Raw genomic sequence first — 23644 nt, forward strand, 5'->3', positions numbered from 1 at the left:
TCGAAAGAACAGCGGGCCTCTTTTTTGATCGCGATAAGTTGATCATCACGACGCCCCGAAAATTCGGGGCTAAGGGCGGTGACGGGTAACTTCTGAGGTTGTGGATCGGAATTGACGCTTTTAAGACGTCGGATGTCGCGCGTCCCCTGAAACAAGGCCGCGACATTGAGGCCTGGCGCTTGGCGGAGCGACGGGCCTCTTTCGTTCGGGCGCCGGGTACTGCAATAAAAAGCCCGCCGAAGCGAGCCTGTTCGCATGTAAAGCCGGATTTTGCAGACGCGGACAACGAATACCCTCAATCGGTGAGGTTTCAAACCGTCCGGTTTAACTACGCGACTTTGATTTCAGGGATTTTCGGGATCATTTGCAAGCCACTGTTCTCATTGGCTTTAAGCTGGTCGGAGTGAGAGGATTCGAACCTCCGACCCCCACGTCCCGAACGTGGTGCGCTACCAGACTGCGCTACACTCCGTGACCAGCGGCGCTTCTATAGACCAGCCTCCGGCATTCGACAAGCGGCTTATTGCATTTTTTATGACAAGTTTTTTCCATCCGGTGAAACAGCCCCGCCAAGCGCCTGCAAAGCGGGGCGGAAGGGCGGAAAACGTTACAAAAAAGCAATTGTGGCAGGAAATTTTCATCAAGCCGCACACCTCCCCTGCCCGCCGCCGCCAAATCTGCTAGGGGAACGGAATGACCGGCGGGAAGCCGGACACGGCACAAAGGACATTTCACCATGCTATTCCGCAGCGTAACGCTCGCAGCGTTTGCCATTGCGCTCTCCGCCTGCACCACCTCCACCGGCGGCTCCGCCCCCTCTTTTGCCCAGAAGAGCCCGGTTGAAACCCGCTGGGTCGGCCAGTCCGCAGGCATTTTCTTCGCAAAATTCGGCCCGCCGCTGAGCGATACGGAAAGCGGCAGCTCCACCGTCTACAACTGGCGCGGCGGCTACAAGAAGGCCACCATTCCCGCCAAATTCGAAGAAGGCAAGGACGGCAAGAAGGGTCGCCAGATCTCGCCGGCCCGTACCGCTTCGCTCTCCTGCACGGTGCAGCTCGTCGTTTCCAGCGACTACAAGATCACTGCCGTGCGCACGGTCTCCGACCGCCCCGGCGTCAACGGCCCGAGCTATTGCGCGGAATTCCTCGCCGCAAACTGAGCTTTCGGCCTCAGACCGAACACAATACAAGGCCCGCCCGAAACGGCGGGCCTTTCACTTTTTCGGGATTATCGTCATTTTTCTGAAAAAAATTCAGCCCGCAGTAGCGCCGCGCCAATCGTCATGGCCTGCAAGGCGCAGTCGGTTGGGCTTTTTGCGATATCCGGCTCATAGAACCCTTTCAACCGTTTGAAAGCATCGCCTAATCTTCACTGCGCTGAAAATGACGATCCGCAAATGCGCAAAATTTGCCGGCGCGACCATATGTCCCGGCCAAATCCCTGCAAAAACGCTTGAACTGGAGTGAATGAGTCCGGGTTGTGCCGCTTTGCGCTTTGCTATAACGGGGCGATCGGGAGGAATGTTTTTAACACAAAACAAGAATCAGGTATGGCCGTGACTCCTATCGATCAAGACAAATCCCAGCTCACTGATCTCTCCCATGCATTTCCGCTGAACCGCCGACAAGTTCTGGGCGGCGCGCTCGCCGGAATTGCCGCAGCGGCACTGCCCTCTTCCCCGCTTCTCGCCAATACGGCTGCCAAGAAGGTCGATGTGCTTTTGATCGGCGGCGGCATCATGAGCGCGACGCTCGGTGTGTGGCTGCGCGAACTGGAGCCCACCTGGTCCATGCAGATGCTGGAGCGACTGGATGGCGTTGCGCTTGAAAGCTCGAACGGCTGGAACAATGCCGGCACCGGCCATTCCGCCCTTGCCGAGCTCAACTACACGCCGCAGGACGAAAACGGCAACATCAAGATCAGCCAAGCGATCAACATCAACGAATCCTTCCAGATTTCCCGGCAGTTCTGGGCATGGCAGGTGCGCAACGGCGTTTTGAAGAACCCGCGCTCCTTCATCAACCACACGCCGCATATGAGCTTCGTCTGGGGTGACGAGAACGTCGCCTATCTGGAAAAGCGTTATCAGGCGCTGAAGGCCAGCCCGCTTTTCGCCGGCATGGAATTCTCCACCGATCCCGAGCAGATCAAGAAGTGGGTGCCGCTGATGATGGAAGGCCGTGATCCTTCCCAGAAGATCGGCGCAACCTGGTCGCCGCTCGGCACCGACATGGAATTCGGCGAGATCACCCGGCAATTCGTATCGCATCTGCAGAGCGACCAGAATTTCGACCTGCAGGTCAATAGCGAGGTGTCCGATATCCAGCGCAACGCCGACGGCAGCTGGCGCGTGACCTACACCAACACCAAGACCGATGCCGAACAGGTGGTGGATGCAAAATTCGTGTTCATCGGCGCCGGCGGCGGTGCGCTGCACCTGCTGCAGATGTCCGGCATTCCGGAAGCCGATGATTATGCCGGCTTCCCGGTGGGCGGCTCGTTCCTCATCAACGAAAACCCTGATGTGACGATGCAGCATCTGGCCAAGGCCTATGGCAAGGCCTCGGTCGGCTCGCCGCCCATGTCGGTTCCGCATCTCGATACCCGCGTGCTGGGTGGCAAGCGTGTCATCCTGTTCGGACCTTTCGCCACCTTCTCCACCAAGTTCCTGAAGGAAGGCTCCTATTTCGATCTCGTCTCCTCCGTCACGACCAGCAACGCCTGGCCGATGGTGCGCGTGGGCATCGATGAATATCCGCTGGTGGAATATCTCGCCGGCCAGCTGATGATGTCGGATGACGACCGTTTTGCCGCGCTGAAGGAATATTTCCCCAATGCCAAACAGGGCGAATGGCGCCTGTGGCAGGCCGGCCAGCGCGTGCAGATCATCAAGCGCGACGAAGAAAAGGGCGGCGTGCTGCGGCTCGGCACCGAAGTCGTCGCCGCAGGGGATGGCAGCATCGCCGGCCTGCTCGGCGCTTCGCCGGGCGCCTCCACCGCAGCCCCGATCATGCTCAGCGTTCTGGAAAAAGTCTTCAAGGACAAGGTGGCAACGCCTGAGTGGCAGACAAAGCTGCGCCAGATCGTGCCGAGCTACGGCACCAAGCTGAATGACGACCCGGAAAAGGTGCGCGAGGAGTGGGCCTACACCGCCGAACACCTGCAGCTGCCGACCCCGCCGCAGATCGATCTCGAAGCGCTGAAGGGCGCCGGTGCGGCTCCTGCGGGTGCGCCGGTGAAGAAGGTGCCGGATATCGCGCTTTAAGGCCTAGCCACGATCTTTGAGATTGGACGCCGCGTGTCTTTGGACGCGCGGCGTTTTTGTTAGACGCGACTTCTCGATACGCACCGTCATCCTCAGCCTTGTGCCGAGGATTTGCTCACATCTCACAGAATCAATCGGCTGCAGATGCTCGGGGGGCAGGTCCGGGTCGGATGGCCACTTCGCACGCCGAAAATGATAGTATCACAATCCATTTGGTAGTAATAATTGCCACCAAATGCCGAGGAGATCACATATGGCCAATGTGGAGAAGATCAGCGTTTCCATGACGCCCCAGCACGCCGAAATCTTGCGTGACGCCGTGGAAAGCGGTGCCTATGCCAGCAGCAGCGAAGTCATCCGTGAGGCGATGCGCGACTGGTCGGCGAAATGGGTTCAGCGACGCGAGGACATCACCAAGTTGCGCACGTTGTGGGCCGAGGGCAAAGCCAGCGGCAATTCAACCGAAGTGGATTTTGACGAGACGCTCAATGAAGCGCGGGCGGAACTGGCTTCGTTGAAAAATCGTGACCATTAGACTTGTCTGGACGCCCCGCGCACGCAGCGATGTGAAGAAAATCTACGTCGATATCGGCAAGTCACAGCCCTTGGCTGCGGAACGGTATTTTGCCCGATTCCGGGCCAAAGCGGAAAGCCTGGTCGATCATCCCCACCTCGGCGAACGCCATCCGGAAATTTTTCCGTCTGCCCGCATGCTCGTCGAAGCACCCTACGTCATTCTCTACGAAACCGTGCCGGATACGGACGGCGACGACGTATGCTGCGTGGAAATCATTCGTGTGATCGACGGTCGCCGGGACCTGCGGACACTGTTTTGACTTTGGAAGTGATGGCTGGGGCGCCAGGATTCGAACCTGGGAATGCCGGTACCAAAAACCGGTGCCTTACCGCTTGGCGACGCCCCAACAGGGCAGCGAGAGCGAAACGCCGCTGCCTGAACCGCGCCTGATTAGCAAAGCCTGCCCGGCGCGGCAATGACCCGGCGACCAATTTTTTCACAAAATCCAAGCTTTTTGGGTGCCGCGCCGCAGACGGCATGATAGGGCTTGGCGATTGTGCGGCGGGTGCCGCCGGCACGGGCGGCATGGCATTCATTCAGGAGGTCTCGATGGCGGACCCGGCATTCGATCTCGACTTCAAGCCGGCCTATGGCGAGGCGGTTCCTGTCGCCCCGCTCATCCAGCGCATCACCGTCAACAACCCTTCCGCCTTCACCTTCCACGGCACCAACTCTTATATCGTCGGTGACCGCTCCGTTGCCGTCATCGATCCCGGCCCGGAGGATGAGGCGCATTTTCAGGCTTTGATGGCGGCGCTTGATGGCCGCGAGGTGACCCATATCTTCGTCAGCCACACCCATCGTGATCACTCGCCGCTCGCCCGGCGGCTGAAGCAGGCGACCGGGGCGCTGACGGTAGCGGAAGGCCCGCATCGCGCCGCCCGGCCGCTGCATGTGGGCGAAACCAATCCCTTTGCCGAAAGTTCCGATACGGCATTCGCACCCGACATTGCGCTAGGCGACGGGCAGAGTCTTTCCGGCGATGGCTGGACGCTGACCGCGCTGCATACGCCGGGACATACCGCCAATCACGCCGCCTTTGCACTTGAGGGCAACGGCATCGTCTTTTCGGCCGATCATGTCATGGCCTGGGCCACCACCATTGTCGCACCGCCGGATGGAGCGATGAGCGATTACATGGCCTCGCTGGAGCGGCTGCTGACCCGCGACGACCGGCTGTTTCTGCCCGGCCATGGCGGACCGGTCACTGATCCGGCCGCCTTCATGCGGGGCTTGCGCGCCCACCGCCGCATGCGGGAAAAGGCCGTTCTGAAGCGGATCAGGCAAGGTGACAGGCTGATCGCCGATATGGTGAAGGTGATCTATGCCAGCACCGACAAGCGCCTGCATGGCGCGGCAGCCCTTTCCGTGCTCGCGCATATCGAGGACCTGATCGAAAAAGGCGAAGTGCGAACGGATGGCGCGCCTTCGCTGCTGGGCGAATATTTTCCGGCCTGACGGGGTTTTGACAGCAGCATTTCAAATCTTGCTATCGCCTCAGCCATCGCTCTCCCATTGATGGCGCGGGCGAGTGCCACTCGTTTCTTCTCCCCGCCGGGGAGAAGTCCGCGGCAGCGGGATGAGGGGCGAGGATAGAGATATTCGGAGAGCTAGCCCCCTCATCCGACCCTTCGGGCCACCTTCTCCCCGGCGGGGAGAAGAAACTCGCGGCGATGCAGAGCCCTGACCTTGCCGAAGCTTAGCGCCAGCTAGGCCTTCGGCGTCAGGAACTCAATTATCGTTCAGACCCTGCATTTCCGCATCCAGCGCATCGAGATAGGCCTCCGCAATCGCCGCACCCATGCTGAGATCATGCGGGCCGTAACGGGAGGCGACGCGCACGTCGACGATGGTGGTTTCCGCCTCTTCCTTCAGGCGGATGAGGAGGTCGAAACGCAGACCCCAGATGCGGGTGCGGGTTTCGCCCTGCATCAGCACCACGCCGCTGCCATTGAAGAAGGTGGGCTGCGGCGCTTCAGCCGGGCGGGCCATGGGCACGGGCACGATGGAGGGCAGGTCTTCCACTGGCGCGTCCTCCGCGGGTTGCGTCCTGTCCTGTGGCGGCACGCCGATGGAGGGGGCATCTTCCGCGCCGATCACCCCCTTGGTGTGGGTGATGCGGATATTCTGGGCGGTCGCCATTTTTTTGGCGGCGGCATAGATGCGGTCGATCGCGCCTTCATAACGGCGGCCGGCCAGGCTCGCATAGGCCTCCATCTGCGCATCGCGGTCGGCTTTGGTCACGGTCGCGGGCCGCACCAGCCATTGCTGGTTGGCGGCCGGCGTCACCAGCCATTCCGGCACATCGCTCAGATCGGTGGAAATGTCGTAGATCTTCGGCTGCTGCCAATAAAGAAACGCGCCATAACCGACGACACCGAGCGGCAGGGCCGAGAGAAGCAGCGCGGCCAGCGCCGAAAGCCCGCCGCGCGCACCCGTCGTCCACAGCCGCTCCAGGCCGATCAGCGCCAGAAGCACGGCCAGAAGAGCAATGCCGGCGGCAATGATGAGCAGCCCGACAAGATCGGGCGTCGTCAGCGGCCCGAAACGGTGGATGCCGGCGGCGATGAGAAAAAGCGCAAGCGCCGCAAGACCCAGATACCGGGAAAGATAGGCTGCAACCGAAAAAGGCCGGACGAAACGCACAGTCATGAAAGCGGATATCCGTTAGATCGCATTGGCTTAAAAGCGTTGCACCCGAATTCTGGCAGGGAATCACCTGCATATGATGTCATAGACCGGATTTGCGGCGAGGAAAACAAAGGAGGGGTTTGATCCTTAAATTCCGGCTGATCCCAACCGCCAACGCCATGCCAGATCAAACGTTGCAGATCCTCGGGACAAAGCCCGAGAATGACATGTGAGTGCGTTATGAAAAGCTGGTCCTTCTAAAATGCAGAATATTTTTCCGCATATCGTCGTTCCGAGAGAATAATACCCCGACAATGCAACAAATACGCAAGTCCATCCCTTAATTGCTGAGGAAATCGGCGTATCCTCGGCGACCTCCCTCGAGAATGCGTGTAAAAAGTGCAACATTCTCGTTTTCTTGCACAATAAAGAGACATGTCATGTCACAGGCAACGACGTCCGCCGGCCCCTCCGGGCCCAAACCCTTTTATCGCAATTTCGGCTTTCAGGTTCTGAGTGCCATGGTCATCGGCCTGCTGCTCGGCCTCCTTGCGCGCAACATCGGTCCCGATGCCGCCGGCAGCCAGAACTGGCTTTCGGTGACGCTGCAGACCATCGGCAGCATTTTCGTGCAGCTTTTGCGCGCGCTGGTGCCGCCGCTGATCTTCACGGCCATCGTCGCCTCCATTGCCAATCTCAAGAACCTCTCCAATGCGGCAAAGCTCGTCTGGCAGACGCTTCTGTGGTTCGCCATCACCGCACTGATTGCCGTCGTCATCGGCATCGTGCTCGGCCTCGTGATCCAGCCGGGCGTCAACACCGCGATTGCCAATACGGCAGCGGCGGCCCCTTCTTCCACCGGCTCCTGGCTGGATTTCCTGAAGGGTCTCGTCCCGGCCAACGTCTTCGGCCTCGAAGCCTCGACGAAGGTCAATAATGGCGCGGCCAGCACCTCGCTGAACTTCAACGTGTTGCAGCTGCTTGTCGTGTCGATTGCCTTTGGTGTCGCGGCGCTGAAGGCCGGCAAGGCGGCGGAACCATTCCTCGCCCTCAACCAGTCGCTGCTTGCCATCGTGCGGAAAATCCTGTGGTGGGTCATCCGCCTCACCCCCATCGGCACCATCGGCCTGCTCGGCCGCGCGGTTGACCAATATGGCTGGACGACGCTCTCGCAGCTCGGCTGGTATGCGGCGGCCGTTTACATCGGTCTGGCACTGGTGCTCTTCGTGGTCTATCCGGCGCTGCTGATCGCCCATGGCCTGAAGCCATCGCGGTTCTTTGCGGGCGCATGGCCGGCCATTCAGCTCGCCTTCGTTTCGCGCTCCTCCATCGGCACACTTCCGGTCACCGAAACCGTGACGGAAAAGAGCCTTGGTGTGCCGCGCGAATATGCCGCCTTCTCCGTGCCGCTCGGCGCCACCACCAAGATGGACGGCTGCGCCGCCATCTATCCGGCGATTTCGGCGATCTTCATCGCGCAGTTCTTCCAGGTGCCGCTCGGCATTCAGGACTATGTGCTGATCGTCTTCGTCTCGGTGCTCGGTTCCGCTGCAACGGCGGGTCTCACAGGCGCGGTGGTAATGCTGACGCTGACGCTCTCCACCCTCGGCCTGCCGCTCGAAGGTGTGGGCCTGCTGCTCGCCATCGATCCGATCCTCGACATGGGCCGCACGGCGGTCAACGTCGCCGGTCAGGCGCTGGTGCCCACCCTCGTCGCCAAGCGCGAGGGCATTCTGAATGAAGCCGTCTACAACAACGCCAAGGACATCGACGCGCTCGATGACCGGGAAATAGCGACGGCCTGACAATAATAATCGTGGGGTGTTTCCATTCGAAAGGGAGGCGCCCCACGATGACCAATTCCGTTGTTCCACAAGAGTTTGGGGTTGACGGAGATGGTTTGATCGATAGCCATAGCGGTACAGACACTAACGCAACTTTCCGCGGAACCTGTGCATGGCGAAACGTAACTGGATTTATGTCGGTCTGCTCGCCTTCCTCTCCCTCGGTCTTCTCATAGACGCGGCCGTCTGGCCTGCCGGACCTCCAACTTCCTTTACCGCAAACGATCTGGTGCAGATGATCGGCATCATCACGCTGTTTGCCTGGTGGCAGATAGAGGATGCCGAAAAACGGGATCTCCGGCGCAGTTCCGCCGCCAAGATCGCGACCATTCTGCTCGCGCCTGTCGGTCTTGCCATCTATCTTTATCAGACCCGTCGGTGGCCACGCGCCACGCTCGGCCTCATCGCCTTCATGGGCGGCATCCTTCTCGCCGCCATCCTCACGCTTCTATTGAGTGACTGGCTCATCCTGCAGGGCATTTTCCCGCCCTCTTTTCTTCGCGAACTTTGAATGGAACCAGGACATTTGGTTTCGTGATCGACGGAAGCTCGCAGACCCGCATCTTCCACCATGTTGGGCCTAACTTTCCACCGGGATGGGGTTTTCCCCACACAAGAACCGACTTATCAATGGCGGCGACAACTGCTCGCATTGCGGCGGTAAAATCTGCCACATCCGGTTGGACTGGAACGCGCTTTGGAAAAGTTTCGAATGTCTGGCCGTTCCGGTAAACACGACCCAGCTCTCACCGTTCGGCGTATTCTCAAGGTCAATCACGCGGGCGAGTTTGGCGCTATTCGTATCTATGGAGCGCAGATATGGGTGGCTCGCTGGCTGTTTCCGGACGTCGTCCCCGCTCTTCAAGAGATGCGGGAAGACGAGATCGATCATTGCCGCCTGTTCAGAGAAGCCATGCCAGCCAGAAACGCAAAGCCTTGTCGCGTCATGGCGTTTTGGAGCCTCGGAGGTCTTCTGCTCGGCTTCCTGACCGCGCTCGGCGGACGAAACATGATCTGGATTTGCACTGAAGCCGTTGAAAGTACTGTTCACCGCCATCTGGAAGATCAATTGGCCTTTCTGCAAACAAGAGATCCAGAGCTTCACAAGCTTATCGCCTCAATTCAGGAGCAGGAATTGGCGCATCTACAGGAAGCCGAGAAAAACCAGACGTCACACGGCTTGGGTCACAGGCTTCTTCTGCCGATTATCGGCTTTCTCACCGACCTGATGATCTGGCTCTCGACATGGGGGGATTCAAGCTGGATGCGCGCTGAAATGGCGATCTCCAAGCCGGCTTGAACGACTGATATGTTCTTGGACCAAACGCAACTTTCCACCCCGACGCGGCTTTTCCCCAAATGCAAACAGGCGTATCAATCGCGGCAATAAAAGTGCCGCAAGGCTGTCATGTTAAGGGAGAAACAAGATGCGTGTTTCCATCGTCCTCGGTTCGCTTGCCGCGCTCCTGGCGCTCACCGCCTGCCAGACACTGACGCCGGAAGAGCGCCGTGCGCGGGATGAGGCGACATGCCGGGGTTATGGTTTCCGCCCCGGTACGGACCCGATGGCCGGGTGCCTTCTCGATCTGGAAATGGACCGCCGCGCCGACAACCGCGCCTGGCAGGCGCAGATGAACCGCGACATGTTCTACCGCCCCGTGGTGGTGGAGCGGCGCATCATCGTCCAACAGAACCCCTGACGGGAATGAAGGCGACATTGCTCGCCACCCTGCCCTCATCCCTCTTCGCCGCAAGCGTTGCCTGCGCCGCGGCCAGGCGGGCGATGGGCACGCGGAAGGGCGAGCAGGACACGTAGTCGAGATCGGCATCCTCGCAGAAATGGATGGAGGCCGGGTCGCCGCCATGTTCGCCGCAAATGCCGAGCTTCAATTCCGGCCGCGTCTGGCGGCCGCGTTCGGCGGCAATGCGGATCAGTTCCCCCACACCGTCGAAATCGAGCGAAATGAACGGGTCGCGCTCGATGATCCCCTTGCGCTGATAGGTATTGATGAACCGCGCCGCGTCATCGCGCGAAATGCCGAAGGTGGTCTGCGTCAGGTCGTTGGTGCCGAAGGAGAAGAACTCCGCCGCTTCCGCGATGACATGGGCGCGAAGGGCGGCGCGCGGCAGTTCGATCATGGTGCCGGTGAGATATTCGATCTCCATGCCGGTTTCCTGCGCCACGGCAGCGGCGACGCCGTCGATGACCTCAGTGACATAATCCAGCTCCGAGCGCAGACCGACCAGCGGCACCATGATCTCAGGCACGACGGGTGCGCCGGTGATGCGCGCCGCCTCAACGGCGGCTTCGAAAATGGCGCGGGCCTGCATTTCCGCGATCTCGGGATAAGAAATCGCCAGCCGGCAGCCGCGGTGGCCGAGCATGGGGTTAAATTCATGCAGCGCATCCAGTCGCTGGCGGAACACCGTCTGCGGCATGCCCATGGCGGCGGCCACCTCGACGATCTCGCCATCGGTCTTCGGCAGGAATTCGTGCAGCGGCGGATCGAGCAGGCGGATCGTTACCGGCAGGCCATGCATGATCTGGAAAAGTTCGGTGAAATCCGAACGCTGCATCGGCAGAAGCTCATCGAGCGCGGCCCGCCTGCCCTTTTCGCTTTCGGCGAGGATCATTTCGCGCATCACATGGATACGGTCACCCTCGAAGAACATATGTTCGGTGCGGCACAGCCCAATGCCTTCCGCACCAAAGGCGCGGGCGGCGCGGGCATCGGCCGGCGTATCGGCATTGGTGCGCACGGTCATCCTGCGTAGATTGTCGGCCCATTCCATCAGCTTGCCGAAATCGCCCGAAAGTTCCGGCTGCGTCATCGGCACTTCGCCCTTCAGCACTCGGCCGGAAGAGCCGTCGATGGTGATGACATCACCGCGTTTGAGCATGCAGCCGACACCGATCAGCACCCTGTTGCGCATATCGACGCGCATGGAGCCCGCGCCCGTGACGCAGGGAATGCCCATGCCGCGCGCAACGACGGCGGCGTGGCTGGTCATGCCGCCGCGCGTCGTCAGAATGCCTTCGGCGGCATGCATGCCGTGAATATCTTCCGGGCTGGTTTCGATGCGCACCAGAATGACGCGACGGCCTTCCGCTTCCGCCGCAACCGCCTCTTCCGCGGTAAAGACGATTTCGCCCGTCGCCGCCCCCGGGGAGGCCGGCAGGCCGGAGCCGATGATGGGGCGGGCAATGCCGGGATCGATGGTGGGGTGCAAGAGCTGGTCAAGCGACGAGGGCTCGATGCGGCAGACGGCTTCCTCCTGCGAAATCAGCCCCTCTTCCACCATATCGACGGCGATCTTCATGGCGGCGCGGGTGGTGCGCTTGCCGGAACGGGTCTGCAACATCCAGAGCTTGCCGCGCTCGATGGTGAATTCCAGATCCTGCATGTCACGGTAATGCGTTTCCAGCCGCTTGCAGATGGTCAGGAATTCGCCGAAAGCCTCCGGCATCAGCTTTTCCATGGAGGGCTTATCGGAACCCGACGCCAGCCGTGCCGCCTCGGTGATGGATTGCGGCGTGCGGATGCCCGCCACCACGTCTTCCCCCTGCGCATTGACGAGGAATTCGCCGTAAAGCTCCGCCTCGCCGGTCGAGGGATTGCGGGTGAAGGCGACGCCGGTTGCCGAGGACGAGCCGAGATTGCCGAAGACCATGGCCTGCACGTTAACCGCAGTACCCCAGTCACCCGGAATATTATGCAGGTGGCGGTAAGTGACGGCGCGATGGTTGGTCCAGCTGGCGAAAACAGCGCCGATGGCGCCCCAGAGCTGCACATGACAGTCCTGCGGGAAGGCTTCGCCGAGTTCATCCTCGATCAGCTTCTTATAGAGCGAAACGACGTGCTGCCATTCGACCGCCGACATGTCGGTATCATATTCATGACCGAGACGGCCTTTTTCGTCCTCCAGGATTTCCTCGAACATTTCATGATCGAGGCCCATGACGACATCGCCATACATCTGGATGAAGCGGCGATAACTGTCCCAGGCAAATCGGGCATCACCCGCATCATGGCCGAGCGCCTCGACCGTGCGATCGTTGAGACCGAGGTTGAGGACCGTGTCCATCATGCCGGGCATGGAAGCGCGGGCGCCGGAGCGGACGGAAAGAAGCAATGGCGAATGGCTTCCGCCGAAGGTCTTGCCGGTCACGAGCTCCATGCCATGCAGGCCGGCCATGACCTGCAGCTTCAGCTCTTCGGGAAGATCGCGACCATTCTTGTGATAAAGCGCACAGGCATCGGCTATGATGGTGAGGCCGGGGGGAACGGGTAGGCCGAGACTTGCCATTTCGGCAAGGTTCGCGCCCTTGCCGCCCAATATCGCAACGTCACCTGCCCTGCCTTCGGCAGCACCATTGCCGAAGGTATAAACCCACTTTTTCATTCCACGCTCTCCACCCAGAAGCGTTGTCATTTTTCTATCATCTACAGCATTGGCGGCATGTTGGGAACGCCGCAACGTGCAGTTTACATCGCAGTGCAGCATAATTGCGGCGAATTGCGCGCAAGAATTGCCGCAAAGGCCAAATAACGGCATGATTGACGCATTCGTGTAATGCGCTGAAACGGAGTGTTGCCTAAGCCATTCAAATCGCCGCAAAGAGATTGTTCATGCAATTTACCCGCCGCCATACGTTGAAATTTGCCGGAATTTCCTGTGCCGCCACCGCTCTTGCCGGTGCGCTCAAAGCCGAGGGGGGCACGCCCCCCGCAAATGCCGCCCTGCCCTTCGCATTAACGACACCGATGCATGTCGGCCAGGCGGCGCTGCGCGTGCGCGAACTTGACCCGATGATCGAGTATTACCGTTCGGTGCTGGGCATGAACGAGGTGGAACGCACCGCAAGGGGCGTGACGCTCGGTGTCGGCGCCGTGCCGCTGCTCGATCTCGTGCACAAGCCGGCGGCCGATTTCGAAAGCCCCACCTCCGCCGGCCTCTTTCACATCGCCTATCTGATGCCCTCCCGCAAGGATCTCGCCCGCTGGCTGGTGCATGCGGCGCTGAAGCAGGTGCCTCTGTCAGGTTTTGCCGATCACAATGTCAGCGAGGCGATCTATCTCAACGATCCCGAAGGCAATGGCATCGAGGTTTACAGCGACCGACCGAAGGACACATGGGTCTGGAGCGGCCGTGTGGTGAAGATGGGCACCGAACCGCTCGATGTCGATGATCTCGTGACGCTCACCGATACCAAAACCAGCGATTACGAGGCCGCGCCTCCGGCGATGCGCATCGGGCATATTCATCTCAGGGTCGGCGAAATTGCCGCCGCCCGCGCCTTTTACGAAGCGGCCGTCGGCCTGCAACCGACGCAGGATGCCCGCTCGGATGCATCCTTCCTCTCCTCCGGCGGTTATCACCACCATCTGGCGGTGAATACATGGAACAGCCGCGGCGCAAAGGAACGCAACACCATGGAAACCGGCCTCGACTGGTTTTCTCTCACCATTCGAAATCCCGCCGATCTCGAAGCGCAGAAGGAGCGGCTGCGGGCCGCCGGTTATGTGCTGGTGGAGATGGAGAACGATGTGGTGGAGGCGATCGATCCCTGGGGCACGCGGCTGCGGCTGGTGCCGGGGTGAGTGATGGCAGGCCTCCATGCATGATGCACGGAGAAACTCGCACATCACGCGATTGGCAGTTGCAGCAGGCCAGGTGTTTAAAGCGATTCGTTTCGTCCCCTCCTCCCGTCATTCCGGCCTTGAGCCGGAATTCAGCCGAGGCGGCTCTCGCACGGAGGGGAGAGGTCTTTTCAGCCCAAGGACTTGGGCTGGCTGGATAACGGCTCAAGGCCGGTATGACGGAGGCAGTTTGCAGACCGGGAACATTACCAGCTCGCATCCCGAGCAACCCTATGACCCGCCCTGAAAAGAAAGCCTTGCGAGGCCACGGCAGCGGCCTCGCAAGGCATTCCATCCGGTACAGGAAACCGGATGGTGGGGTCTGGAGAGAACCCTAGGCTTGTGACCAATACATAGCAAAATGCAGCGCATTGTCGCTCACCCGAATGGGTGATACGGCAAGATAAATTCACATTGAGCAAAAGTCGGGAGATGATCCCGAACAAGCCGCCTCAGACGGCTTCGCGCAGCTGTTCGGCGGTCTGCAAATCCACGGAGACGAGCTGCGATACGCCCTGCTCTGCCATGGTGACGCCGAACAGGCGGTTCATGCGCGCCATGGTGATGGGATTGTGGGTGATGATGACGAAGCGGGTTTCGGTGGAGGCCACCATTTCATCCATCAGGTTGCAGTAGCGCTCGACATTGTGGTCATCGAGCGGCGCGTCCACCTCGTCCAGCACGCAGATCGGCGCGGGGTTGGTGAGGAAGACCGCGAAGATCAGCGCCATGGCCGTCAGCGCCTGCTCGCCGCCGGAAAGCAGCGTCATGGTCTGCGGTTTTTTGCCCGGCGGCCGGGCGAGGATTTCGAGGCCGGCTTCCAGCGGGTCGTCGGATTCGATCAGCTGCAATTCCGCCGTGCCGCCGCCGAAGAGGTGGGTGAACAGCCGCTGGAACTGCGAATTGACCACATCAAAGGCGGCGATCAGCCGTTCGCGGCCTTCGCGGTTGAGGTTCTGGATACCGGCGCGCAGCTTGCGCACGGCATCAATGATGTCGTCCCGCTCCTTGATCAGCGCTTCCAGCTTGGCGGAAAGCTCCGCCTGCTCCTCCTCTGCGCGCAGATTGACCGCGCCAAGCCTTTCGCGCTCGATCTTCAGCCGGTCGAGATCACGTTCAACGTCCCGAATATCCGGCTTCGGCTGGTCCGGGCCAAGGCCGGTCAGGCGAAACGCCATATGCGGCTCGGAATTCAGCGTTTCGCGGATGCGGTGTTCGGCCTCCTGCCGTTTCTCGCGGGCGGAAACCAGCCGCTCTTCGGCACGGCCGCGCTTTTCGCGGGCTTCGGCCAGTTCGGAAAGGGCTGTTGCAGCCACCCGGTCGGCGGCGCGTTGCAGGTTTTCCGCCTCGGCCAGCCGGTCGGCGGCCGCGCGGCGGGCGTCTTCGGTCTTCTGCAATTCGTTGAGGAGGTTGCGGCGTTTCTCGTCGAATTCTTCCGGCGCTATGTCGAGTTCAGCGATTTCCTCGCGCGCCTCTTCCTCGCGTTCGCGCAGCGTGGCGATATGGTCGGCTGCACTTGCTGCCCGCGACTGCCAGGTGGAACGCTCCTGCCCTATTGCCTGAAGTCTGCGCTGGCGGCTTTCCGCCTCGCGGCTAACGCCCTCATGACGGGCGCGGGCCTCCGCCAGCAGACCACGATCGGTCGCGACTTCGAGCTGGCTTTCACGCAGCTTGAGATCGAGCACGGAAAGGTCCGGCGCATCTTCCATTTCGATGCGGGCATTGTCTTCCTGAATGGCGATCTCGTCGATCTGCGCGCCGATCTGGTTCAGTGCTTCGGAAACGATATCCCGGCGGCGCAGCAGATCGCCCGAGGCCCGTTCGGCGGCGGTGAGCGCCTCGCGTGCCTCGGCCAGCTGCCGGGTCGCAAGCCGGCTCCGGTCGCGCACTTCCGAAAGCCGCAATTCGCTGCTTCTGATGGCCTCGGTTTTCGCGGCAAGCTGGTCTTCGGCCTCTTCCAGAATGGAACGGGCCTCGTCCAGTTCGGCTTCGATTTCGGCGAGGCGGTTCTTCTGCGACAGGCGAAGGGCTGCAGCGCCCGGCGCATCTGCGCTAGCGATATGGCCGTCCCAGCGAAACAGCGCGCCCTCGCGCGTTACCAGCCGCTGGCCGGCTTTCAGCGACGGCAGAAGGCGCCGGGCCTCCGAAACGTCTGCAACGACGCCGATCTGTGCGAGAGCACGCCTGAGAGCCGCGGGTGCCTGCGCATAATCCAGAAGCGGTTTCGCGCCTTGCGGCAGGGCGGGATCATCCGCACCATCGCCATTACCGCCCCAATAAGCGGGCGCAGCCGCATCGAGCGGGCTTTCGAGATCGTCGCCGAGCGCTGCGCCCAATGCGGCCTCATAACCGCGCTCTACCGTCATTTCTTCCGCCACCGGCGTGAAACTGCCATTGGCGGCGGCACTGGAGGCGAGGATCTTGGTGATGGTGCGTGCTTCGGTATCCAGCGCATTCAGCCGGTTTTTCGCGGTTTCCAGCGGTCCGCGCGCCAGTGCTTCGGCGGAACGCGCCTCTGCAACGGCAGCCTCGGCCTCTTCCGCCACGATCAACGCATCCTCGACGGCAATCTCCGCCGCCTCGACCGCCTCGCGCCGCTCCGCGGGATCGGGAAGGCCGGAGAGTTTTTCGTCGATGGCCTCGATCTCGGCGGATGCCTCCTGCGATTGCCGCTCAAGCCTCAGCTTGCGGTCGGAAAGATCGCGGATCGCCCGCTCCAGTTGCTGACGGCCGGCAGCTGCTTCCGCGCGTTCGGCGGTGATGGCAGTGAAGATCGCTTCGCTTTCCGAGAGCTTGACGGTCGCAGCCTCGAAGGCTTCGCGCATCTCGTCCGCATGGCGACCGGAATCGGAGAGGATTTCGAGGAGTTCCGCTTCTTCCTCATCCAGCCGCGCGAGTATCTGGGCGTTATCAGAGACAAGCCGTTCCTCGCGGACGATATCCTCGCCAAGCTGCGAGAGACGGCGCGCCAGCTCATCACGACGGCGCAGCAGGCGGTTCGCCTCGTCATCCAGCTGGGTGCGGGCGATCTGCAGGCGTTGCAAGGCGGCGGCCACGCGTGCCTCGTCCTCGCGCAGCTCCGGCAGTTTCAGGCTGGCGATGCCCTGCTGCTTGGCTGCTTCCATCTGGCCTTGCGCCTTTTCAGCGACGATGTTTGTGGCCTGGTTGAGGGCGCTTTCCGCCTCGCCTTCCGCTTCCTTCGCCTCCACCCAGCGGATGTGCAGAAGGGTCGCCTCGCGGGCGCGGATATCGGCGGACAGCATCTTGAAGCGGTTGGCCTGCCGCGCCTGGCGTTTCAGGCTTTCGATCTGGCTTTCCAGCTGGGCGGTCACATCTTCCAGCCGCTCCAGATTGGTCTCGGCGGCGCGCAGGCGAAGCTCTGCCTCGTGGCGGCGAGAATGCAGGCCGGAAATGCCGGCGGCCTCTTCCAGCAGCTGGCGGCGGGCCTGCGGCTTGGCGTTGATGAGCTCGCCGATACGCCCCTGCCCCACCATGGAGGGCGAGCGCGCGCCGGTGGAGGCATCCGCAAACAGCAGCTGCACATCCTTGGCGCGGGCTTCCTTGCCGTTGATGCGGTAGACGGAGCCGTTTTCACGCTCGATGCGGCGCGTCACCTGAATTTCATCGGCATCGTTGAAGGCGGCGGGCGCGGTGCGGTCGGAATTGTCGAGATAAAGGCCGACTTCGGCGGTATTTCTGGCCGGGCGGTTGCCGGAACCGGAGAAGATGACGTCATCCATGCCGGATGCGCGCATGTTCTTGTAGGAGTTTTCGCCCATCACCCAGCGCAGCGCTTCGACCAGATTGGACTTGCCGCAGCCATTGGGACCGACGACACCGGTCAACCCCGGCTCGATGATGAATTCGGAAGGTTCAACGAAGGACTTGAAACCGACGAGGCGGAGCTTGTTGAACTTCATGCCCTCACGCCCCGGCTAGAAAAACGGCAATAAAAAACGGGCGTGCGGAAATATCCGCCGCCCGCTTTCTGAAGGCTTCGGTGATCAGAGCAGCTTGTCGATGACAGCCGACATGGTTTCAACCGACATGTCTCCTGCGTATTTCTTGCCGTTGATGATGAAAGTCGGCGTGGAGTTGACGCCGAATTCCGTCGCACCGCGTTGCATGGTTGCGTTCACATCATCCAGAAGTTTCTGGTTCGTCAAGCAGGCCTCGAAAGACTCCTGTGAGAAACCGGCCATTTTCGACATTTGCAGCAGGGCGGCGCGCGCATCCTGGGCTACGGCCCAGCTCTGCTGCTGCTTGAACAGCATGGAAACGAAGGGGAAATACTGACCTTCCGGTGCACAGCGTGCCAGCATGAAGGCAGCAGCGGCGCGCGGATCGAACGGGAATTCGCGCAGCACGAAATAGACCTTGCCGGTATCGATGTACTTCTTCTTGATTTCTTCGAAGGTCTTGTTGTGGAAGTTGGCGCAGTGCGGGCAGGTCATCGACATATATTCGACGATCTTGACGGGTGCGTTGGCATCGCCGAGTGCGGCTTCCGGCAGCGGGCCGGGCTTCATCACCGCAGCCATGTCCACATCACCGGTGGATTCAGGCAGTTCCTGCGCCTCGGCAATACCGGGCGTGAAGGCAAACGGCAGGGCCGTGGCAACAGCAGCGAGGGCAACACCGCCGAGAAGGCTGCGACGGGAAATGGTCAGTTCGGGAAAATGCATGAAAGCACCTGTTGGTAATAGACTCTATTGTCCGTTGATTCCGATATAGCGACGGCCTGTTCATCACAAGCGGGGTTTTGGTCTCTTCTTGTCAAAGAATTGTGACCAGTCAAGGACAACCGCACCGATCAAATCGTTCGGCCACGCGGCTTCTTCTGCAAGACCGCCGTGCCAAGTCGTTCCACCGCCTTGCGCAATGCCTCGCTCTCGATGCCTTCCATCATGTCATCGAGACGTTTTGCCGCATCGCCACGCAGGGGCTGCGGTTTGCGCCGGCGGTTGATGGTCTGCGACACCGGTTTCTGCACGATCCTGATCTGGCGCACCGCCGGAAAGCCGAAAAAGCCATTGATGCGGGCGATAAGTTCACCCTGGGCATGGGTGAGGAACAAGGCACGCGCGCCTTCGCAGGCGATCGTCAGCACGCCGGGCTGATAACCGCCGCGATCCGGGCCTTCGTCGCGGCGCGGCCAGGTGATCTTTTCCGGCCGCGTGCAATCGGCAAAATCGTCACCGGCAATCTCGTCCCAGGAGCCGAGCAGCGCCGTGTTGATGCCCGCCCGCTTCGACAGCACGGGGTCCATGATGCCATTGGCGACTTCGGCGATCTGGACGACGCCTTTGCGAAATGAATCTGCGGGTTTCTTCATGCTCTCCTCGACAGAGGCCAAGCGACCTCAAGCGGTCGCGCCATCGTCATCTTCTTCACCGCGCAACAATGTGCGGAATCGTCGCCAGTCCCGGCAGGCACCTAAGCGTATCATTCTCGCCACCAAACATCCAAAGAGGAAATATCCGCCAGCCAAAATCTTCAGATGCCCTGTTCCCGGCTTATCCGAGATAGCGGCAATCACCAACATGCAGATCAGCACGACGGAGAGGTATATCCACAGGCCATGGCAGAAAATCGCCCAGAAACCGGATTCGAGAATTCGAAACCGGCGGGAGGGTTTGCCTCTCATCTTTTCCAGTTCACGGACTTCCCCGATCAGGCGGGAGACCACAAACGCCACGCTGTTTTGCCGACCGAAATACAGCCGGCCAATATGGTTCAACAGGTTTCCGATCAGGCAAAGGGCCGAGAGAACCCCGACAACATAAAGGAACGGTTGCGGTATATTATCCTGCAGCGCATTCAGCATGGGCTCTTCCTCCTAAATCGGATCAGGTTGCGATTGTCGTGGCGTTCATTGCCGGACACGGTTTTCCACGTTGCAGCGGCAGGCTGCTGTTGCAGATTGCCGCGTCGTCTCTATGTTCAGCGGCGATGAACACATATGCGCGACAACAAACATCACATCCGACGGCGGAACAACTTCTCGCATGGTACGACCGGCACCATCGCGAATTGCCATGGCGCACCTCGCCATCCATGGCGGCACAGGGAAAACGCGCCGATCCCTATCACGTCTGGCTCTCCGAAGTGATGCTGCAGCAGACGACGGTGCAGGCGGTAAAACCCTATTTCCTGAAGTTCCTTGCCGCCTGGCCGCGCGTCAGCGATCTGGCAGCGGCGCCGGTCGAGGATGTCATGGCCGCCTGGGCGGGGCTCGGTTATTATGCCCGCGCCCGCAACCTTAAAAAATGTGCGGAAGCCGTGGCGCGCGAACATGGCGGCACCTTTCCGGACAGCGAAGAGGGCCTGAAGGAACTGCCCGGCATCGGCGATTATACCGCCGCAGCCGTCGCGGCCATCGCCTTCAATCGGCGGGCGGCAGTGATGGATGGCAATGTGGAGCGCGTCATCTCCCGCCTCTTTTCCATCGATGCTCCCCTGCCCGGCTCAAAGCCCGCCATGAAAGCGAAGGTGGCCGAGCTTACGCCTTCTGATCGCCCCGGCGATTTTGCCCAGGCGATGATGGATCTCGGCGCGACGATCTGCACGCCGAAACGGCCGGCCTGCGCGCTCTGTCCCTTCAATGGCGCCTGTCTTGCGCTTGCCCATGACGAGCCGGAGCGTTTTCCGGTCAAGGCCGCCAAAAAGGCAAAGCCCGTGCGGCTCGGCGCCGCCTTCGTGGCGGTGAATACAGAGGGCGAGATTCTGCTCAGGCGACGCATCGAGAGCGGGCTTCTGGGTGGCATGACCGAGGTGCCGACAACGGCATGGACCGCGCGCATGGATGGCGGCACGGATGCAAGCCACGCGCCCTTTGCTGCCGGCTGGCAGGCGGCGGGTGTCATCGTGCATGTCTTCACCCATTTCGAACTACGGCTCACCGTCTATCGCGCGCAGGTTCCGGATAGCCTTCAAACCGGCCCTGATGACGGATGGTGGGAGCCGGTTACAAATCTTGACGCGCAGGCGCTGCCAACGGTGATGAAAAAAGTCATTGCAGAGGCTATTCCATCCGCATTCGATAAAAGCAGGAAAGTTCGATGACCAAGATTGACCATATCGTATTCGACATCGGCAAGGTGCTGATCCACTACGATCCGCATATTCCCTATAGCCGCCTCATTCCCGATGCCGACGAGCGCAAGTGGTTCTTCGAGAATGTCTGCACCCATGACTGGAACCTCGAACAGGATCGCGGCCGCCGCTGGGAAGATGCCGAGGCGCTGCTGGTGGAGAAGTTCCCGGAGAGGGAAGAACACATCCGCTTCTTCCGCAAGTTCTGGCACGAGATGGTCTCGCATTCCTATGACGACAGCGTCGCAATCATGGTTGGCCTGATCGACAGCGGCCACGATGTGACCATGCTGACCAACTTCGCCTCCGACACCTTCCGCGAAGCGCAGAAGATGTTCCCGTTCCTCACCTTGCCGCGCGGCGTCACCGTTTCCGGCGACATCAAGCTCATCAAGCCGGACGTCGCGATTTACGAGCTGCACGCCCGCGACTTCGGCCTCAACCCCGCAGCCACCCTCTTCATCGATGACACGCTCATCAATGTGGAAGGCGCAAAGGCGGCAGGCTGGCAGGCGGTGCAGTTCACCGGCGCGGAAAAGCTGAAGCAGGATCTGCAGGATTATGGGGTGGAGGTGTAGGATACCGACCCTGATATCACTTCATGTCAAGGATTAGGGTTCATTCACCCAGTCCTCATGTCCATGGCGCACGCGGACGATGAACACTTCGTCGTCCGCGTCGATCCTATAGACAACCAGATGCGCCCTGAAGCGATGAATGCGCAGCGGCGGCAGCAATTCGTCCCGTTCGCGCCCCGCTCCTGATCCCTGCGAATAAGATCGCGCACATAGTCGCTGGCGTTGGAGTAACGGCCTGTTTTCGACTGGGCCTCGACCCATTCCTTCATCGGGCCAGGCAACGATATATTCATGGTCGCCATCTGTATCTCCTTTGAAGACAGGGCGCAGAATTTGGCAAAGTTTGTCAAAACAGATCGGGAAAAGAAATTGGCGCAGGCGGAAATGGCGGTCTCCGGCCTGCGCCAGTCCTGCCGCAAGCGGCATCGGACGCAATGTTTTTGTGAGCCTTCCGAACCGGATTTTCACAACCACTGCTTTGATTGAGACAGTACTGGCCGTCTCTTGCGCGAAACTTGTCTAACTAAAATTATATATTCGAAAATACCAACGCCCGACACCGAGGTGCCGGGCGTTGGTCGTTCTCCATCCGGGACTGAAGGTACTAAACCGGACAGAGACGTATTCTGACAAGGGCGGGCGGTGGATCGTCCGTCTCCAGCCTTCACGGCTCTCGACTATTCGGCCTTTGCCATTTCACTTCGGATGATGGTTCTGAGATCGTCGATCGGCTTCAGGTCGTCGCCATCCTCGAAATGCCAGAATGTCCATCCGTTGCATGCATCGAGACCCTGCACCTTCGCGCCGAGGCGGTGAATGGAGCCGGCGGTCCCGCCGGATGCAAGGGTACCATCGGCACGAATAATGGCACTATAACGGCGCCTTACATCCGTCAGCACCTGGCCGGGGCGGACGAGGCCGCTTTCCACCAGCGTGTTGAAGGCGACTCGCGGTTCGGCCTTCTTGCCGGTCATGACGGTCAGTTCCGCCTTGCCGAGTGGCTCGACGGCGGCGATGCGGGCGGATGCCGCGTCGATGTAATCCTGTTCGCGCTCGATGCCGACGAAGTGGCGGCCAAGGCGTTTTGCAACGGCACCCGTGGTGCCGGAACCGAAGAACGGGTCAAGCACGATATCGCCCGGCTTGGTGGAGGCCATGATGATGCGTGCGAGCAAAGCTTCCGGCTTCTGGGTGGGATGCACCTTCTTGCCGTCGTCGCCCTTCAAGCGTTCGTGGCCGCTGCAGATCGGGAACAGCCAGTCCGAGCGCATCTGCACATCGTCATTGGAGGCCTTCAGCGCATCGTAGTTGAAGGTGTAGTTCTTGGCTTTCGGATCGCGGCTCGCCCAGATCATGGTCTCATGGGCGTTCTGGAAACGGCGGCCCTTGAAGTTGGGCATGGGGTTGGTCTTGCGCCAGACGATATCGTTCAAGATCCAGAAATCGAGGTTCTGGAGCATGGCGCCGACGCGGAAGATATTGTGATAGGAGCCGATGACCCAGATGGTGCCATTGGGCTTCAGCACCCGGCGGCAGGCAAGCAGCCAGGCGCGGGTGAAGGCATCGTAAGCTTCGAAGGAGGCGAACTGGTCCCATTCGTCGTCGACGGCATCGACCAGCGACTGATCGGGCCGGTGCAACGTGCCGCCAAGCTGGAGATTATAGGGCGGATCGGCGAAAATCGCATCCACCGACTGGCTCGGGAGGGCATCCAAGGCAGCGACACAATCACCTTTGATGATGCTGTCTTTCCAGGCGTCGCTCTCGCCCGCACGATCAAAACCGGCACGCCGAAAATCGGCCAGCGGAAAAACTGCTGCCATTGGTACTCGCTCCATACGCTTACTCTCTACTGACGCTTATGGTTACCGAAGATGGTTATCAAAGCCTGAACAAGTCACGGAAAATGCGAAATAAATGGCTGTTGCAACGCGCAGGCGCGATTTGCAACGCCAGGCGGGGAACCCGAAGTGCGGCAAAAACGTTGTGCACAATGGGTTCTCCAGTTCCGC

General features: G+C 60.6%; 19 protein-coding genes, 2 tRNA genes and 2 pseudogenes. 12 read left to right on the plus strand and 11 right to left on the minus strand.

What is annotated here, in order from left to right; genetic code table 11:
• Positions 1 to 395: 395 nt before the first annotated feature.
• A tRNA-Pro gene (locus tag QD336_RS03855) sits at positions 396 to 472 on the minus strand.
• Between the two features lie 264 nt (positions 473 to 736).
• On the opposite strand from QD336_RS03855, the gene QD336_RS03860 reads away from it, so the two are divergent.
• From QD336_RS03860 to QD336_RS03875, 4 genes are all read left to right on the plus strand, one after another.
• Positions 737 to 1159: a hypothetical protein gene (locus QD336_RS03860; protein WP_269342354.1), complete on the plus strand. Its 423-nt coding sequence runs from the start codon at positions 737 to 739 to the stop codon at positions 1157 to 1159.
• A 390-nt stretch (positions 1160 to 1549) separates the two neighbouring features.
• On the plus strand, positions 1550 to 3265 hold the full coding sequence (mqo, locus tag QD336_RS03865) for a malate dehydrogenase (quinone) (protein ID WP_269342352.1): 1716 nt from the start codon (positions 1550 to 1552) through the stop codon (positions 3263 to 3265).
• A 253-nt stretch (positions 3266 to 3518) separates the two neighbouring features.
• Complete coding sequence (locus QD336_RS03870; RefSeq protein ID WP_499169454.1) at positions 3519 to 3800, plus strand: type II toxin-antitoxin system ParD family antitoxin; 282 nt, start codon at positions 3519 to 3521, stop codon at positions 3798 to 3800.
• Positions 3790 to 4101 carry a type II toxin-antitoxin system RelE/ParE family toxin gene (locus QD336_RS03875; RefSeq protein WP_499169456.1) on the plus strand — a complete coding sequence of 104 codons (312 nt, stop codon included), beginning with the start codon at positions 3790 to 3792 and terminating at the stop codon, positions 4099 to 4101. The genes QD336_RS03870 and QD336_RS03875 overlap by 11 nt, the downstream gene beginning before the upstream one ends.
• A gap of 12 nt (positions 4102 to 4113) precedes the next feature.
• Here QD336_RS03875 and QD336_RS03880 read toward each other — a convergent pair.
• Positions 4114 to 4188, minus strand: a tRNA-Gln gene (locus QD336_RS03880).
• 203 nt (positions 4189 to 4391) lie between these two features.
• Between QD336_RS03880 and QD336_RS03885 the strand changes: the two genes are divergently transcribed.
• Positions 4392 to 5300 (plus strand): MBL fold metallo-hydrolase, encoded by a 909-nt coding sequence (locus QD336_RS03885; protein WP_499169683.1) that lies wholly within the window; start codon positions 4392 to 4394, stop codon positions 5298 to 5300.
• A 273-nt stretch (positions 5301 to 5573) separates the two neighbouring features.
• Here the strand turns inward: QD336_RS03885 and QD336_RS03890 are convergent, their stop codons facing one another.
• Positions 5574 to 6494 (minus strand): DUF1499 domain-containing protein, encoded by a 921-nt coding sequence (locus QD336_RS03890; protein ID WP_499169457.1) that lies wholly within the window; start codon positions 6492 to 6494, stop codon positions 5574 to 5576.
• 419 nt (positions 6495 to 6913) lie between these two features.
• Here QD336_RS03890 and QD336_RS03895 point away from each other — a divergent pair, with 419 nt between their 5' ends.
• The 4 genes from QD336_RS03895 (at position 6914) to QD336_RS03910 (ending at position 10017) form a co-directional block, all read left to right on the plus strand.
• Entirely contained in the window at positions 6914 to 8278 is a 1365-nt protein-coding gene (locus tag QD336_RS03895) for a dicarboxylate/amino acid:cation symporter (protein WP_499169459.1), read from the plus strand.
• A gap of 151 nt (positions 8279 to 8429) precedes the next feature.
• The gene (locus tag QD336_RS03900; protein ID WP_499169461.1) at positions 8430 to 8828 is read left to right on the plus strand and encodes a hypothetical protein; all 399 of its coding nucleotides are present in this window, start codon (positions 8430 to 8432) and stop codon (positions 8826 to 8828) included.
• Between the two features lie 201 nt (positions 8829 to 9029).
• Positions 9030 to 9617, plus strand: a complete 588-nt coding sequence (locus tag QD336_RS03905; protein WP_499169463.1) for a demethoxyubiquinone hydroxylase family protein — start codon at positions 9030 to 9032, stop codon at positions 9615 to 9617.
• Between the two features lie 127 nt (positions 9618 to 9744).
• Positions 9745 to 10017: a hypothetical protein gene (locus QD336_RS03910; protein WP_269342341.1), complete on the plus strand. Its 273-nt coding sequence runs from the start codon at positions 9745 to 9747 to the stop codon at positions 10015 to 10017.
• Here QD336_RS03910 and ppdK read toward each other — a convergent pair.
• Entirely contained in the window at positions 9995 to 12721 is a 2727-nt protein-coding gene (ppdK, locus tag QD336_RS03915) for a pyruvate, phosphate dikinase (protein WP_499169465.1), read from the minus strand. The two genes, QD336_RS03910 and ppdK, sit on opposite strands and share 23 nt — an antisense overlap.
• Before the next feature lie 227 nt (positions 12722 to 12948).
• Between ppdK and QD336_RS03920 the strand changes: the two genes are divergently transcribed.
• Positions 12949 to 13920, plus strand: coding sequence for a VOC family protein (locus tag QD336_RS03920; RefSeq protein WP_499169467.1), 972 nt, complete (start codon positions 12949 to 12951; stop codon positions 13918 to 13920).
• A 491-nt stretch (positions 13921 to 14411) separates the two neighbouring features.
• Here QD336_RS03920 and QD336_RS03925 read toward each other — a convergent pair whose 3' ends face one another.
• From QD336_RS03925 to QD336_RS03940, 4 genes are all read right to left on the minus strand, one after another.
• On the minus strand, positions 14412 to 17879 hold the full coding sequence (locus tag QD336_RS03925; RefSeq protein WP_499169469.1) for a chromosome segregation SMC family protein: 3468 nt from the start codon (positions 17877 to 17879) through the stop codon (positions 14412 to 14414).
• A gap of 84 nt (positions 17880 to 17963) precedes the next feature.
• Positions 17964 to 18644: a DsbA family protein gene (locus QD336_RS03930; RefSeq protein WP_072494057.1), complete on the minus strand. Its 681-nt coding sequence runs from the start codon at positions 18642 to 18644 to the stop codon at positions 17964 to 17966.
• Between the two features lie 128 nt (positions 18645 to 18772).
• Positions 18773 to 19294 carry a DUF721 domain-containing protein gene (locus QD336_RS03935; protein WP_269342334.1) on the minus strand — a complete coding sequence of 174 codons (522 nt, stop codon included), beginning with the start codon at positions 19292 to 19294 and terminating at the stop codon, positions 18773 to 18775.
• Between the two features lie 27 nt (positions 19295 to 19321).
• Entirely contained in the window at positions 19322 to 19786 is a 465-nt protein-coding gene (locus QD336_RS03940; RefSeq protein WP_269342333.1) for a hypothetical protein, read from the minus strand.
• A gap of 125 nt (positions 19787 to 19911) precedes the next feature.
• On the opposite strand from QD336_RS03940, the gene mutY reads away from it, so the two are divergent.
• Complete coding sequence (gene mutY, locus QD336_RS03945; protein WP_499169470.1) at positions 19912 to 21024, plus strand: A/G-specific adenine glycosylase; 1113 nt, start codon at positions 19912 to 19914, stop codon at positions 21022 to 21024.
• Positions 21021 to 21632: an HAD family hydrolase gene (locus QD336_RS03950; protein WP_499169472.1), complete on the plus strand. Its 612-nt coding sequence runs from the start codon at positions 21021 to 21023 to the stop codon at positions 21630 to 21632. The genes mutY and QD336_RS03950 overlap by 4 nt, the downstream gene beginning before the upstream one ends.
• A gap of 33 nt (positions 21633 to 21665) precedes the next feature.
• Here QD336_RS03950 and QD336_RS03955 read toward each other — a convergent pair.
• The 3 genes and pseudogenes from QD336_RS03955 to QD336_RS03965 form a co-directional block, all read right to left on the minus strand.
• Positions 21666 to 21806: pseudogene (locus QD336_RS03955) on the minus strand (type II toxin-antitoxin system RelE/ParE family toxin); the annotation flags it as partial.
• A gap of 2 nt (positions 21807 to 21808) precedes the next feature.
• Positions 21809 to 21934: pseudogene (locus QD336_RS03960) on the minus strand (ribbon-helix-helix domain-containing protein); the annotation flags it as partial.
• 375 nt (positions 21935 to 22309) lie between these two features.
• On the minus strand, positions 22310 to 23455 hold the full coding sequence (locus tag QD336_RS03965) for a site-specific DNA-methyltransferase (protein WP_269342326.1): 1146 nt from the start codon (positions 23453 to 23455) through the stop codon (positions 22310 to 22312).
• Positions 23456 to 23644: the final 189 nt, after the last annotated feature.

The organism is Rhizobium sp. BR 250, from assembly GCF_047445855.1.
GTDB lineage: Bacteria > Pseudomonadota > Alphaproteobacteria > Rhizobiales > Rhizobiaceae > Agrobacterium > Agrobacterium tumefaciens_I.

Excerpts from the sequence above, each read along its gene's own strand:
- QD336_RS03860 (WP_269342354.1), top strand. The coding sequence starts at position 737 with ATGCTATTCCGCAGCGTAACGCTCGCAGCGTTTGCCATTGCGCTCTCC.
- QD336_RS03885 (WP_499169683.1), top strand. The coding sequence starts at position 4,392 with ATGGCGGACCCGGCATTCGATCTCGACTTCAAGCCGGCCTATGGCGAG.
- QD336_RS03940 (WP_269342333.1), bottom strand. The coding sequence starts at position 19,786 with ATGCTGAATGCGCTGCAGGATAATATACCGCAACCGTTCCTTTATGTT.
- QD336_RS03895 (WP_499169459.1), top strand. The coding sequence starts at position 6,914 with ATGTCACAGGCAACGACGTCCGCCGGCCCCTCCGGGCCCAAACCCTTT.
- QD336_RS03950 (WP_499169472.1), top strand. The coding sequence starts at position 21,021 with ATGACCAAGATTGACCATATCGTATTCGACATCGGCAAGGTGCTGATC.
- QD336_RS03870 (WP_499169454.1), top strand. The coding sequence starts at position 3,519 with ATGGCCAATGTGGAGAAGATCAGCGTTTCCATGACGCCCCAGCACGCC.
- QD336_RS03925 (WP_499169469.1), bottom strand. The coding sequence starts at position 17,879 with ATGAAGTTCAACAAGCTCCGCCTCGTCGGTTTCAAGTCCTTCGTTGAA.
- QD336_RS03920 (WP_499169467.1), top strand. The coding sequence starts at position 12,949 with ATGCAATTTACCCGCCGCCATACGTTGAAATTTGCCGGAATTTCCTGT.
- QD336_RS03900 (WP_499169461.1), top strand. The coding sequence starts at position 8,430 with ATGGCGAAACGTAACTGGATTTATGTCGGTCTGCTCGCCTTCCTCTCC.
- QD336_RS03890 (WP_499169457.1), bottom strand. The coding sequence starts at position 6,494 with ATGACTGTGCGTTTCGTCCGGCCTTTTTCGGTTGCAGCCTATCTTTCC.
- mqo (WP_269342352.1), top strand. The coding sequence starts at position 1,550 with ATGGCCGTGACTCCTATCGATCAAGACAAATCCCAGCTCACTGATCTC.
- QD336_RS03910 (WP_269342341.1), top strand. The coding sequence starts at position 9,745 with ATGCGTGTTTCCATCGTCCTCGGTTCGCTTGCCGCGCTCCTGGCGCTC.
- mutY (WP_499169470.1), top strand. The coding sequence starts at position 19,912 with ATGAACACATATGCGCGACAACAAACATCACATCCGACGGCGGAACAA.
- QD336_RS03905 (WP_499169463.1), top strand. The coding sequence starts at position 9,030 with ATGTCTGGCCGTTCCGGTAAACACGACCCAGCTCTCACCGTTCGGCGT.
- QD336_RS03965 (WP_269342326.1), bottom strand. The coding sequence starts at position 23,455 with ATGGCAGCAGTTTTTCCGCTGGCCGATTTTCGGCGTGCCGGTTTTGAT.
- QD336_RS03935 (WP_269342334.1), bottom strand. The coding sequence starts at position 19,294 with ATGAAGAAACCCGCAGATTCATTTCGCAAAGGCGTCGTCCAGATCGCC.
- QD336_RS03930 (WP_072494057.1), bottom strand. The coding sequence starts at position 18,644 with ATGCATTTTCCCGAACTGACCATTTCCCGTCGCAGCCTTCTCGGCGGT.
- ppdK (WP_499169465.1), bottom strand. The coding sequence starts at position 12,721 with ATGAAAAAGTGGGTTTATACCTTCGGCAATGGTGCTGCCGAAGGCAGG.